Origin of the sequence: Streptomyces ziwulingensis (assembly GCF_039542605.1) — a bacterium.
Classification (GTDB): Bacteria; Actinomycetota; Actinomycetes; order Streptomycetales; family Streptomycetaceae; genus Streptomyces; species Streptomyces ziwulingensis.
Window position 1 is genome coordinate 48,064 of sequence record NZ_BAABIG010000001.1, and the last position, 12,854, is coordinate 60,917.

Here is a 12,854-nt window from a genome sequence, read left to right on the forward strand (position 1 = left end):
TGGCCTGCCTCGTCGCGGAGGGTCTTGCATGAGATGCACGATGCATGCGGCGGACGGAGCTGGTCTGGAGTGCTTCGCGGTGGTTTCGGGGACGCTTCCGCCTTTGGCGTCGTCTCAGCGTGTCCTGCGGATGGCGTCTGTGGCCGCCTTGGCGATGGCGACGGGAGCGCTGGAGGGCTGGGGCAGGTGCAGCAAGGTGGTCCCCGGCAAGTGGTGGGACTCTGCGGTGAGGGTGAGCTGGAGTACGGCGCAGCCGGCGGTCGTGAGCTGCTTGACGCGGGTGACGGCTTGAGCGGTTTCGTCGCTGTAGTAGTGGGCGTCGGTGACGATCACGAGGAGGCGGCCGGCGCCGGGGCGGCTGAGTTCGAGGCCGTGGTCGAGTGCGTCGATGGCGTCGCCGAGGTTGTGGTGGCCGCCGTTGGCATCGAACGTCGTCACGCGCTCGGGGGCTCGGTGGGTGGGTCGGGTCAATGCGGTCAGGTGCCTGTCGTAGGCGATGGTGGCGGTAAGGGAGTCGGGGTCGGTCAGGGCTGCTGCGCGTGCCACGATCCAGGCAGCGGACGCGACGGGCGCGCAGGCGGCACGCATGGAGCCGGAGACGTCGACGGCGATACCCACACGCAGCGGTGGGGTGGGGGAGTTCCGGCGGCGGGTGTGGGTGAACGGTTCCGCGGTGGGGACCGACCCGGCCGCGCGCTGGGCGTCGCGGGCGAGGGCCGCGCGCATGTTGAGGCGGCCGGGCGGGGTGGGGCTGGTGGTCCGCTCCTCGGTCCGCTCGCGGTAGGCGGCGGCACGCAGGGCGCGGCTCAGGCGCGCGGCGGCACTCCGCTCGGCGGCGGTGGGCCTGCGGGTGCCGGTGATTGGGTTGTTGTAGGGCGCCGGTGTGCCGTCGGGGGTGACGGTGGTGCCACGGGCGTTGAAGACCGACTTGGCGGTGGCGGCGGCTTTGCGTCGCTGGCCGGCCCGCTGGGCGCGGTTCCGAGCCTGCGCCTTGGACTGCGCGGCCATGGCGTTGGTCGCTGCGGCCTGTGCCGCTAGGTCGGCGGCGTCGGTGGCTGCCGTGCTGTCCATGACGACCCCCACGGCGCCGGACAGCAGATCGGTGAGGTTCTCCGGCACGGGCAGGGCAGGGGCCGCGGTGTCCAGGGCGTCGCACCATTCCTGACCGCGCGCGAGCATGGTCGTGGCGTCGTGGTCGGCGCACTGGCGGGCTGCGGTCCAGATGCGGGTGAGGGTGGCCAGCAGGTCTGCGCCCAGCACCTTTTCGCACAGATCGGCGACGGCCCGGGTCTCGCCGGCGTCCAGGATGCCGACGTCACGGCGGCCGAGGACCAGGGCCGCCACGGCGGCGGCGTGCTCGATGCCCCGGAGGGTGGGGTGGGCGATGTCGGGCATGACCAGGGTGCGGGCACTGGTGCGCAGGTACGTGCGGTCCGTGGGCCGCGTGATCAGGTGTGCGCCTTCGACGCGGCTCTCCTCCAGCAGGAGCGCGGCCTCGACGACACGGGGGTCCGCTCCGGCAGGGGCCGTCCAGACGGAGTGGGCGGCGTGCGCGGCCTCGTGGACGAACACTCCCCAGGCGGCGGGATACCGCTCCTCGTCGCCCATGATCCGCGGATTGACCTCGTGGGGCTGGAGGGGGGCGAACAGGCGGGCGTCGAACTCGACCTCGCCCAGCGTGGGGAAGAACGCGGCCGGTGCGCCGCTGCGCGTGCCGGGGCGGCAGGTGACGAGGAGGTCCTGGCGGCCGGAGAGGGCGACCAGCCGGTCGCCGAGTTCGGCTCCCACGCGCAGCCACGCGGCCGGGGAGGAACGGGGTTGTGCGGGCGGGGCGCCGTCGTCGTCCCATCGCGCGAGGTCGGCGTCGTCGTCCGGCGTGGTGGCGGGGGACTGGACGTGGTGGTGGGCGCTCACCGCGAGCGGCCCCGGTGCGCGGAGCCGGTGCTGCCTGGGGGCTGCCGGACGGCCGAGGAGGGGAGCTGCTTGCCGAGAGTGAGGGGAGCGACCTCCTTGACGCCGGCAGCCTTGATGACGGCGGCGGCGACGGCGTCGCGATCCTCCGCAGGAGCGATGCCGACGAGATTCGCGAGCGCGGCTTTGGTGCCGAGGACGGCCTCGGTCTTCTGGTAGCTCAGCAGTTCCCGCAGTTGGGGGGCCCAGCCCAGCTCGCCGAGTTCGACTTGGCGGGAGAGGTGTCGGGCGACCCGTACCACCCGTGCATCGATCCTCAGCGCCAGGGCGAGGTCATAGTCCGTGCCGATCTGGATCTGCACGCTGAACCGGGACGACAGCGCCTCCGTCAGAACCGCCCCGTGGACGCCGGGATTGTGGCCCGCCACCACGTAGAAGCCAGGCTCGGCCTTGATCGTCTCGCCCTTGTGGGCCTTGACCTGGATCTGCCGGCGCCCGTCCATCGCGGGATACAGCGCCGCCAACACCTTCGGCGAGATCAGGGTGGCATCGTCGATCAGCAGGGCGCGACCCTCGGTCATCGCGGTGACCAGCGGACCGTACTGGAAGACGTAGCCTCCGCTGTCGGCCTGTGTGTACCCGCCGATCAAGTCGCTGACCTCGGTGTCGCCGTCACCGGCGACGGTGAGCAGGTCCGGGAACGCCGCCTCGACCAGACTCGTCTTGCCGGTGCCCGGAGGGCCGTAGAGCAGCACCGGCACGTCGGCGTCGCGCAAGCGATTCAACGCCTCGACGTCGGGCAGATCGGCCAGCTCCCGGGGATGGTAGAGCTGGCCCCCCGCGCGGCGGATCGGGCCGGTTTGCCTGGGCGTGGCTGCTGCGGTAATGGTCGTGCGGACCGTGGCCGCCTGGGCGCGGGGAGAGTGGGTGCCCGGTGGGCTGATCACAGCGGTCTGCGCGGCTGCGGCAGTTTTCGCGTTCGCGCGGAACTCCGTTTGTCCGGTTCCGCTTTGGTCGGCCTCGCCGCGTCGCACCAGGGTGAGGGCGGCGTTGCGGACGGCGCCGTGGGAGTGGCCCAGATGCCTGGCCATGTCCCCGATGGTGAGCGTGTCCGCCGGCCGGTCGGCCAGCAGTCGGGCCACCTTGGCCCGTAGTTCGCCGCCCTTGGTGCGCGCTGGACTGGTAGGCGTTCGGGGTGTGGTCAAAAACGACTCCCCTTCAACAGGTGCGAGTACGGGCGGGGTTGGCGATGTGCTGGAGAGGCTGGCCGCTCTCGGAGCGGATCACGGACTGCGCCGACATCGGCGACAGGGTCAACCGGGGCGTACTGTCGGCGCTCACCGGCCGACCGAGGGCTCGGTCCAGGTGCAGGAGATGGCCGGCGACGAGCAGCTCGCTGGCTGCCGAGCAGGCCCGTGCGTCCGCTCCGTACCTGATTCCGTCGTGCGGCAGGCGCAGCCTGGCGTCTCTTCGAAGCCTGTCTGGAGCAGGATCCGCCGGGCGGCGGCGTTGTAGCCGGTGGTGGTGATCTCGCCGGTGATGGTGTGTCGGATCGTCATGAACGGCTCTGCTGGTGCTTCGGGCAAGGCGGATCTCCTATCAGTGGTGGCGGGAAAGTGGTGGGGCGGTTGAAGGAGTGGGTTGCGCCCAGATCAGGGCGTCTTGTGCCGGCCTCGGAGTGTGCGGCGGTGGCCGGCCCGGGGTCGTAGGTGATCCGCGATGGCGGGGTACGGTCGCGACAGCGGGGGCCTTCTCGGTGTTCAGCGGTGGCGGGCGGTCGTGCTGGCGCGGGGTGACGGCGTGGGTGGGGTGGTGTCCACGGCCGGGCGCTGGCGGGCGCGCGGCACGGGGGTGCGGTGCGGGGGCAGGACGGCGACGGTTGCGCCGAGGTCCTCGGCCGCCTCTTCGACTTCGCGGGTGAGGAACTCGATCTGCCGGCTCAGCACCGAAAGACGGGCGGCGATCTGGCGACCCTGCACGGTCTCCAGCGCGCTGGCGAACTGCCGGCTGGTTTCGAGGAGTTCCTGGAGGCGGACCATCGGCCCTGCGTCATAGCCGCGCTGGGTGGCGCTGAGCAGGGCGTTGGAGGCGTCGCCGGCGTGCTGGGCCTCGACGACATCCCGGATGAGTTCCTGCAGCGGGATCTCGGGGACGGGCTCAGGCCGGTTGAACGCCGAGACGTCGGCGCGCAGCACACCGGGCGGGGCCGGGGCGGGCAGTACCTTCCCTGCCGCGTACTCGTGGGCATAGTGCCCGATCACCTGCCAGCCCGGTGCATCCGGGTCGCCGCGCAGCGCGACCACCGTCGAGTCGTCGTTCTCGACCAGGTGGGCGAGGGTGATCGGCTGTCCGTCGGCGGCGTACCACGACTCGGTCGGCTCCAGCTCGCCGCGTCGCTGCGCGGTCCGGGCCCTCTCCGTCCACGTCCGCTGTTCCTCGTCGGTGAGCGGTGCTTTGTGGTGCTGGCCCTGGCGCTGGTCAACGAGGTTGCTGGCGATCGGGCCGTGGTCCGCCCAGGTGGTGAGGTGTGGCCACAGGGCCGCGTGCTGCGCCAGTTCGGCCGGGGAGCCGGGGGCGGCCGGCCGGTCGAGGGCCCGGTCGATTTCGGCGGCGGAGGAGGCCAGGCCGTCCAGTACGGTCCGCCATCCGCTCAGGTGCCGGGCGGGCGGCAGCTCGTCGAGCGCGAGGCGGGCGGTATCGAGGAGAGCCTCGGCGTGCGGGCCGAGATGGGTGGCGTACGCCGCCACCGCCGCCTGGTCACGGTGGGCCCGTGCGGCTGCGGCGGCGCCTGCGTGGACGGTGCGGCCGTAGCGGTCGCGTGTCATGTCGAGCGCGGCTTCGGTCTCGCGGTCGATGACTGCCATCCGCAGCCGGAAGTCGCGTGCGCTGTTCGCCAGGTCGGGCGCCGGCGGGTGGCTGTGGGGGGCCGGACCGCTCCCGGGCGTCATCGGGCCTGCCTGCCGGCCGTGGCCGTCAGGTGGACGGTCGGTGCGTAGGCGGGTTTCGGAGGGATCGGCCGGGCCGCCGGCGGCGAGGTGGTGGGCGGTGTGCGCTGCGTCGTTCGGCCAGCGGCGGCCTGGGCGAGACGGCTGCGGCGTTCCTGGGAGCCGTTGGGCCGGACGGGGCGCGGCGGGCCGGCCGAGACGGCGGGGTCGAGGCGGATGTCGGCATGCACGAGGTAGCCGAGGCGGCGTGCGTCGTGAACGGCCTGGCGGGTACGGCGGGGACCGTCGCGCTCGGGTTCGCTGAGCCGGTACAGCCTCGATTTACCGGGGACGGGCTCGAACTGCTCGCGCTCCAGGAACCAGTGGGCGAGGTGCTCGGGGACGGAGGCGTTGAAGGAGGCGACGAAGCCGTGTTCCTCGTGGTCGCCGAAGGAGAAGAGGGAGGTGGGTTGCAACGGGGGGCGGGAGACTCCAGACGGTGTCGGGACAGAGCGGCCAGTGGCCGCGGAGCGCGGGCCGGGCTGCGGTGAGGGAGCGGACAGGCGGCGGGGGAGGTGCGGCGGCCGTCAGGGCGCGTCTGTGCGCGGTGCGGCCAGGATGGCGCTGTAGGGCCGGGGTCAGCGCCTGTGCCGCGGCGGTGCCGACGGGGCCTGCGGTGGGAGGGACGGCGCGGGGGCGGAGGGTCGCTGTGGTCGGGGCATGAGCGGGGTGAGGGCCCGCATCCGGTCCTCGGCCACATGCAGGACCTCTCCGAGGTGGCGTATCTCGGCGGCGGCGTCGGCGAGATCATAGGACAGGTCGAAGCCGTCGTCCTCCTTGGCTTCCTTGGCCTTCTCCCCGGCCGCTTCGAAGAACTCACCAAGTTGCGGCAGCAGACCGTTGATCGGATCCAGGACCTGGTGCAGCAGGGCGGCTGCGTCCGCGTGCGACTCGGTGCCGTTGATCCGGTCGGTCAGAGCACGCAGCGCGTCACCGTAGACGTAGCGGGCGGCACGGTCCGGCGTGCCCGGGACCTCCCGGCGGGTCGGGGGCGTCGCGTCAGTAGGGGGAACGTGGGGGCTTTCAGCAGTCGGGGCGGAGTGGGCCAGCAGCCCCAGTCGGGCGAGACGGGTGTCGATCGCCTCGATCAGGGGTTGGGCGCTGCCGCCGTGGAGCGCTTCGGGTCGCTGCGGGGTTGCGGGGCCCGCGGAGGGGGCCGAGTCGTAGAGGACCTCGAAGAGTGTCGGGTCGTCGGGGTGTTCCCGGGTCGCGATCCACCCCTCGGGGTCTCCGGGCCGGCGCTCGGAGGGAGGGTCCTGGGGCGGGCCGATGATCAGGTGGCTGCCGTCGGGCAGCGAGACACGCACGACGTACGCGCTGAGACCGAATTCGATGTCACACGGCAGTCCGCGCTCGCGCAGCGGTGTGGTGACGTGCGCGTGGCGGCGCCACAGTTCCTGCCACCACGGGGTGCTCGCGTCGCGGTGCTCGGGCAGCGGCGCGAGCGGTATCGGGTGGGGGTCCGGGGTGGTCGTCTCGTCAGCGGCCATGGCTCCTCCTGCGGCTGCCGCCGCTTGCGGCCCGGAGGTAGGGGTGCGCGTTGTCGGGGCGCGGGGGAGAGGTCAAAGGTGGTGATCCTTCCTGTCGGCAGGCAGAGCGGCGACGGGTGTTGCGTCGGGGATTTCCGGAGTGCAGTGGGTGGGGGCGCGCACGGGCGCGGCCGATGGAGAGCTACCTGCGAGGCGCGGGGCCGGTGGACGGGGGAGCGGGCGGCAAACTCGCGGTAGCTCCACGCGAGGCGTCGCCCGACGCTGTGGGGGCGGGGACCGGGTCATAGGCGGCGCGCAGCCTGTTCACACCGGCTTCGTCGGCGAGAGCGAGCGCGGACAGCGCCCGGCTGGCCGCTGTCATCAGCAGGTGCGAGGGGGATCCCTCAACAGCGTCGCGATTCTCGCCCCGCCACCGGGCGGCGGCGATGAGGTAGTTGCTCAGGGCGCGCAGTGCGGGTTCGGCGGCGTCCAGGACGTGGTCGGTGACCGCGTCGATCTCCGCCGGGGCCCGAGCCGCGGTGAGGGCGTCCAGGTACGGGCCGAGGTGGGGTGCGGCCCAGGGCTGGTCGGGCAGCGGGTGTGCTTCACGGAAGGCCCGTGCGTCCCGTCGTGCCCACCGCTTCAGGTCGTTGTCGGTGGCGAGGTTGTACCGGGCGGCATGGATCTGGTCGGCGTCGCGGCCGACATTGTCGTAGAGATCGAAGTCTGGGTCGCGGGGGATGATGCAGGAGTCCTTCGGGCTGGTGCGGGCTGCAGGTCGTTGCGGTCGAACTGCACTGGGGTGGCGCTCTGTTGCACAAACAGTTCACGGCTCCGGCGCGGTCAGCGGTGGAGACCGCCAGGCCGGGACGGCGGAGGCTCCGGCGGTCCCTCCCGGCGGGTCAGAGGCGCAAGGAAGCGCTGGACGCCGAGGTGGTCGTCGAGTTCTATGGCTGCGTCGCGAAGGGACTCCGAGGCACGCCGCAGAAGAGCGCGCGCTGAGGCGTGGTCGATGACCATGCGATTCGTGAGGTAGTGCCGGTCGGTGGGGTCGGCGGTCCGTGACAGGGCCAGGGCGTTCTCCGCGGCCTCGGTGAAGTGCGGGGCTGCGTGGCTGGAGATGGTCGCCGCCGAGGCGAGGTGCTTCAGGACGGTTCTGCCGGTCCGGGTGGCGTGGTGGGGGCTCCGGGCGAAGTCAGCGGCCAGCCGGAGGACATCGCGGGAGAGGTCCTGCGCGTCGGTGGCGTGCTGGAGCAGCGCGGTGTAGGACGGCGCGGCCGGAACGTGCCCCTCCTCGTCGAGCAGCTCCCACCGCTGGGCGGCGTCGTGCAGTTTGTCCTTCGTCGCGTGGAGTGCGTGGATGAGGTGCAGGGCGTCGTCGCGCGGGATCAGGTCGCGTGGGAAGTCGGGGTTCACGGTCCTCTTACTGTCAGTGCATCCGGGCGTCGGTGTCGAAGAGCGCCAGTTCGTGGCTGTGCAGGAGGTGCTGCACAATGAAGCTTCGACCTGCGACTTTCCACAGACCGCGCCCTCGGTTGAGGTGGGCGATGGCGTCCATCTCGACGGACGTCAAACCGAGGAGGGAGGCTGCAGCGTGGAGCTGGTCGGTCTCCTGGCGGTAGATGATCCGGGTGGAGCAGTCGGCGAGGAGTCCCTCGGCCAGGGCGCGGCCCTGTGATCCGGCGTCGCCGGCGGTGAGCAGGTCGGACAGCCGGTGGATCACCATGAGGTTGGCGATGCCGAGGCCGCGGGATAGCTTCCACTGGGCCTGCATGCGCTGGAGGAGGCCGACGTGCCGCATCAGGCGCCATGCCTCGTCGTACACGATCCAGCGACGGCCGCCGTCCGGGTCGGAGAGGGCGGATTCCATCCAGGCACTGGCGCAGGTCATCGCGAGGACGAGGGCGGTGTCGTCGCCGGAGCCGCCGAGGCGGGAAAGGTCGATGGTGAGCATCGGCGCGTTCGGGTCGAAGGCGACGGTGGAGGGGGCGTCGAACATGCCGGCCAGGTCGCCGTGGACCAGGCGCCGCATGGCGTGGGCGAGGTCGCGGGCCGCGTCGCCAAGTTGGCCCGACATCATCCCGGCCGCTTCGTCGAGCGCACCGGGATTGTTGAGGGTGGAGGCGACGTCGCCGAGGAGCGGGGTACGGCGGGTGTCGGCGGCGCGGGCGACGACGACGTCGAGGGCGACGTCCAGGGCGGTGTGCTCCATGGGCATCAGGTCCCGGCCCAGGACGGTGCGGGCCAGGGAGCCGAGCAGGAGCAGGCGCCGCTTGCGGATCTCGCCGACCCAGTCGGCCTCGGCCACGCCATGCGGGCGCGGGGCCGCGTCCAGGGGGTTCAGGCGTCCGGGCAGTCCGGGCCCGAGGGCGACGGACCGGCCGCCGAGGGCCTCCGCCACCGGCGTCCACTCGCCCTTCGGGTCGCACGGTACGTAGACGCGGTATCCGAAGGCGACCGACCGCAGGGCGAAGGACTTGGCGAGGGCGCTCTTGCCCTGGCCGATCACGCCGGCGAGGAGCAGGTTCGGGTTGGTGAACCCCTCGACCTTCCCGTACAGCGCGAACGGGTCGAAGACGAACGACGCTTCCGCGTGGACGTCGCGGCCGATGTAAATGCCCTCGGCGCCGAGCCCCCCTTCGGCCAGGAACGGGTACGCGCCGGCGGCCACCGCGGTCGTCATACGGTGTGCGGGCAGCTTCAGCCGGTTGTTGCGCGCGGAGGCGGGCCCGGGACGTCCGCTCGGAGGGTAGAGCGCGGTGGGCATCTGCTGCTCTGCGGGCGTGCTTTCGCTCGGGTGGCCGGCTTGAGCGCGGGCTTTGGCGGTGGCCTCGGCGAGTTGGCGGCGGGCTGCCTTGCGGCTGGCGCGGTCGGTGCCGTGGGGGGTGAATAGCGGGCTGGCGGATGCGCGGCGGGCACAACGGGCGGGCCGGTGGCTCATCGGGGGCGGCCCTCGATTCTGCGGGCGGTGCTCATCGCACGCAGGCTGTGGTGTGCGGGCGGAGGTCGGTGGGGGTGGTCTTGCGGCGGACGACGTGTCCGGCGGCGAGGTGGCGTTGGCAGATCGTCAGCACGAGAGGGCCCTCGGGGAGCCGCTCTGGACGGCAGGCGCCTGGCTCGGCGTCGGCCTGGGGCGTGCCGGGCAGCAGGTGGAAGGCGGCGTGGACTTCGGTGGTGGCCTGCCAGAGCCGCGTGTGGGCGGTGGCCAGGTGACGTCCGGCGGCAGGGTGTGGAGGCCGGGTGCGGTCGGCGAGCCGGTCCAGAAGCTGGAGCAGAGCGGTGAGGTGGGCGTGCAGTACGTCGAGGTGCGGGCGGTCCACGGGCCTGGGCGGGTCTGCGTCCGACGGCGTCAGGGATTGTGCGTGGTGGCGGACGCCGGCGCTCGCGGCGCGGAGGTAGGGGTGCGCGTCGTCGGGCTGCGGGGGAGAGGTCAAAGGTGGTGGTCCTTCCTGCCGATGGGCAGGGTGGCGACGGGCGTCCCGTCGCGGGTGATCCGGAGTGCAGTGGGCCAGGGCGCGCACGGGCGCGGCTGGGTTCACAGGGCGGTGCGGGCGAGCGGGAGCGCGGCGAGGGCGAAGGCGTCGGGCTGCTGGTAGTTGAGCCGTCGGAGGTCGACGCCGGAGGTGACGGCGTGGGTCTCGATCTGTGCGCAGGCGGCGTCGAGGAGGGCGTCGGTCTCGGCGGTGACGGTGACCATGCCGGTCAGGGCCACGTCCGCGTGCCCGGCGATGAGCTGACGTTCGCGGGTTTTGACGTCGGCGTACTCGACGGAGTCCTCTTCGGAGTCGACCTGCCCGCGGCGGGCGCGCTCGTTTGCGTCGGCGATGATCGCGGCCTTCTTGCGCTGGACGTCCCGCAGTGCGGACTCAAGCCCCTGCGGCGCGTAGATGAGGGAGAGGCTGCGGCGCACGCCGGCCGTGAACATGATCCCGTGCAAGAACCCGGCCCCCATCTCGGTCCTCGGCCAGTTCTCCACCCAGTAGGTCGCGTGCCGCGCACTGTCGGTGGCGAGCCGGTCGTACTCCTCGAACTGCACGACGGGACCGGCTGCTGCCGGGTCGGCCTCGGCACGGCCTGTCTCGGACCACTGCTGGAGCGCGGCGAGCGCCTCGGGGTCGTAGGCGGTGCGGATGACGGCGGCGATCTCCCGCGCGCTCAGCCACCCGGTGACCATAAGGCCAGCGGTGCGGGCGGCCTGAGCGATGGACGCGGTGGTCTGCTGCATGACGGTGAACGCCCCGGGCAGCCCTCCGCCGGCCTGTGAGATCAGGCGCCGGGCAGCCTTGAGGTCGAGGGAGATGGCTAGGTAGGTCTCGTGCGGTGCGGCGGCGGGGCCGGCCGAAACGACGAGTTCGGAGTAGATCTGACCGGCGACCGGAGTGTGGGGTCGCCCATTGTGGGTCCAGTGGCGGGTGAGGGTGTCACCGCTGTCGGGGACGGTGCGTTCCAGCACCTGGACGGTGGCGATGTGCCCGGTGCGGGCGATGCCCGCCAGCGCGCGGCCCCAACTGCTCACGTTGTGGTTCTGGGTGGCCGGGTCGAGGAGGGCGAAGGCGCGGCTGGTGACGCGGGCGATGGCGGTCAGGGTCTGCTGGTGCGGGTCGTGGACGGCCGCGGCCCCGTTGGCGGAATCGCCGGGGGTGACCACCTTCAGGGAGGCGGCGGTGCCAGGCAGGTGGAGGATGCCGTCCTGTCGGGGCCGGGTGACGGGCCGAGCGAGCCAGAGGGTCTGGCCGGTGCGGCGGCGGTGCGCGTACCGGGTGACGATCGGCGCCCAGTCGATCAGGGAGCGGCCATGTCGGCGGATCGCGACCAGTGCACCGGATGCCGCCCACAGCGGTGCCAGGACGAGGGCACCGAGCAGCCCGGTGGAAATCATCGTCATCAGCAACAGGGCCAGCGTGCAGGAGACGAGCACGAGTTGGGGCATGGAGAGGCCGAGGAGGATGCCGCGGCGGGAACGGTGCGGAAACTTCACCGTGACCGGGGCGGAGAGATCAGTCATGGGGCGGGTCCTGGAGGCGCGGGTGGAGCCCGGGGGCGGGACGCGGAGTGGCAGGTCCCGCCCCCGGGAGTCGGACAGGGGTCACAGGCCGGCCGGAGGCGGCGGAGCCGACCCGCTCGACGTGGCGCTCTGTGAACCGGAGGACGGCGGTGCGCCCTGCGGAGGCGGCGTCGTGGTCGGCGGAGCGGCCCGCCATGCGTTGCCCTGGCCGGACGCGGTAGGCGCGCCGGATCCGCCTGGTCCCGGGCTGCCTCCCACCTGGCCGCTGGTGTCGTCGGACACGCTGGTCGGCGCGGGCTGGACGGCTTTCTCCAGGCCGGCCTTGAGGGCACCGCCATCGGGCGAGCCCCCCGTTGCGCCGCCCTGCGAACCGTCCTTGTCTTCGCCGCCTCCGCCGGCCGGGTTGGCGGCGATGTCGCCGGGGAAGCCTCCGCCGGCATCCGGACCCTGGGGCGCGGCGCCCGCTCCGGCTGCGGCGCCACCGGTGCCGGCGGTGGCCACGGCTGCGGCGGCCTTGCGGGCGGCCTTCTCGGCGTGGGCCTTGGCGATCTGTGCTCCGGCGCCGCCGGCACGGTGGATGGACTCGCCATCGGTGCCCTCGGCTGCCCAGTGCACGAACTTGAAGACGGCGTACGGGCACAGCAGTACCAAGACCATGATCACGATGCCGGACATGACGTCGGCGAGCGCGGCGATGCCGTCCTTGGCTTCGGTCTTGCCCATGGCGGCGATACCCAGGACGAAGATCACGGTCATCAGGAGCTTGGAGACGACGAGGGTGGCGGTGGCTTCGATCCAGCCCTTGCGCCAGCGTCGGGCGACTTCCCAGCCGCCGCCGGCGGAGGCGAAGACGGCGAGCGTGACCATGACGAGGATGCCGACCTTGCGGACCATCATCACGCACCAGTAGAGGACGGCGCCGAGGGCAGCCCCCAGACCCGCGACGACGGCCACGAGCCAGCCCAGGCTGGAGAGTGCGGCGATCTGGTTGACCTTCACGCTGCGGCGCACGGCCGAGGCGATGTCCAGGTTCGCGGTTTTGAACAGGCCATCGGAGACCGCGTCGACCACTTCGACAGCGACCGTGGTCAGGGCGATGGCGCAGAAGGCGAACAGGACACCGCTCATGGTGCCGGTAAACGCTTGCGTGAGTGCTTGTCCGTCGCGTCGGATGGCGGCCCGGACCAGTTGCGCGCAGAACGTGGCGACCAGCAGGACCAGGCCCAGCGGAAGCAACATCTCGTAGTTGTCGCGGAACCATCCGGCGTTGAGGTCCACATGCGTGGTGGTGTCGACCGCCTCGGCAGCCAGATCGGCCGCGGCGGCTGCCAGCTCACCGGCAGACTTCGCCATCCAGTCACCGATGGCCTTGCCGGGGTCCGAGGCGAAATCGACCGCGTCGCCGACGACGCACAGCTTGCCGGCCAAGGGGAGATCACAGAAACCCACGAGGAGTTACGCCTCCTTTCTTGTCTCAGGTGCGGG

11 protein-coding genes are annotated in these 12,854 nt (G+C 72.3%); all 11 read right to left on the reverse strand.

Translation table 11 applies throughout. The features are described from left to right. Nucleotides 1-114: 114 nt before the first annotated feature. The gene (locus ABEB00_RS00250) at nucleotides 115-1,914 is read right to left on the reverse strand and encodes a hypothetical protein (protein ID WP_345616650.1); all 1,800 of its coding nucleotides are present in this window, start codon (nucleotides 1,912-1,914) and stop codon (nucleotides 115-117) included. Further along, nucleotides 1,911-3,053 carry an AAA family ATPase gene (locus ABEB00_RS00255; RefSeq protein WP_345616651.1) on the reverse strand — a complete coding sequence of 381 codons (1,143 nt, stop codon included), beginning with the start codon at nucleotides 3,051-3,053 and terminating at the stop codon, nucleotides 1,911-1,913. Before ABEB00_RS00255 ends, ABEB00_RS00250 begins: the two co-directional genes overlap by 4 nt. A gap of 195 nt (nucleotides 3,054-3,248) precedes the next feature. Next, complete coding sequence (locus tag ABEB00_RS00260) at nucleotides 3,249-3,470, reverse strand: hypothetical protein (RefSeq protein WP_345616652.1); 222 nt, start codon at nucleotides 3,468-3,470, stop codon at nucleotides 3,249-3,251. Between the two features lie 201 nt (nucleotides 3,471-3,671). Then, entirely contained in the window at nucleotides 3,672-4,859 is a 1,188-nt protein-coding gene (locus ABEB00_RS00265; protein WP_345616653.1) for a hypothetical protein, read from the reverse strand. Continuing rightward, nucleotides 4,856-5,311, reverse strand: coding sequence for a hypothetical protein (locus ABEB00_RS00270; protein WP_345616654.1), 456 nt, complete (start codon nucleotides 5,309-5,311; stop codon nucleotides 4,856-4,858). The genes ABEB00_RS00265 and ABEB00_RS00270 overlap by 4 nt, the downstream gene beginning before the upstream one ends. A 162-nt stretch (nucleotides 5,312-5,473) precedes the next feature. Then, a complete protein-coding gene (locus tag ABEB00_RS00275; protein ID WP_345616655.1) occupies nucleotides 5,474-6,385 on the reverse strand; it encodes a hypothetical protein in 912 nt (303 codons plus the stop codon). An 822-nt stretch (nucleotides 6,386-7,207) separates the two neighbouring features. Next, entirely contained in the window at nucleotides 7,208-7,780 is a 573-nt protein-coding gene (locus ABEB00_RS00280; protein WP_345616656.1) for a hypothetical protein, read from the reverse strand. A 13-nt stretch (nucleotides 7,781-7,793) separates the two neighbouring features. After that, nucleotides 7,794-9,305 (reverse strand): VirB4 family type IV secretion system protein, encoded by a 1,512-nt coding sequence (locus ABEB00_RS00285; protein WP_345616657.1) that lies wholly within the window; start codon nucleotides 9,303-9,305, stop codon nucleotides 7,794-7,796. 31 nt (nucleotides 9,306-9,336) lie between these two features. Then, nucleotides 9,337-9,798: a DUF6238 family protein gene (locus tag ABEB00_RS00290; RefSeq protein WP_345616658.1), complete on the reverse strand. Its 462-nt coding sequence runs from the start codon at nucleotides 9,796-9,798 to the stop codon at nucleotides 9,337-9,339. 101 nt (nucleotides 9,799-9,899) lie between these two features. Continuing rightward, nucleotides 9,900-11,369, reverse strand: a complete 1,470-nt coding sequence (locus ABEB00_RS00295) for an SCO6880 family protein (protein ID WP_345616659.1) — start codon at nucleotides 11,367-11,369, stop codon at nucleotides 9,900-9,902. An 81-nt stretch (nucleotides 11,370-11,450) separates the two neighbouring features. Then, nucleotides 11,451-12,818 (reverse strand): SCO6881 family protein, encoded by a 1,368-nt coding sequence (locus tag ABEB00_RS00300; protein WP_345616660.1) that lies wholly within the window; start codon nucleotides 12,816-12,818, stop codon nucleotides 11,451-11,453. Nucleotides 12,819-12,854 lie beyond the last annotated feature (36 nt).

Coding starts and splice junctions, on each gene's coding strand:
- ABEB00_RS00260 (WP_345616652.1), bottom strand. CDS start 3,470: ATGACGATCCGACACACCATCACCGGCGAGATCACCACCACCGGCTAC.
- ABEB00_RS00295 (WP_345616659.1), bottom strand. CDS start 11,369: ATGACTGATCTCTCCGCCCCGGTCACGGTGAAGTTTCCGCACCGTTCC.
- ABEB00_RS00285 (WP_345616657.1), bottom strand. CDS start 9,305: ATGAGCCACCGGCCCGCCCGTTGTGCCCGCCGCGCATCCGCCAGCCCG.
- ABEB00_RS00265 (WP_345616653.1), bottom strand. CDS start 4,859: ATGACGCCCGGGAGCGGTCCGGCCCCCCACAGCCACCCGCCGGCGCCC.
- ABEB00_RS00275 (WP_345616655.1), bottom strand. CDS start 6,385: ATGGCCGCTGACGAGACGACCACCCCGGACCCCCACCCGATACCGCTC.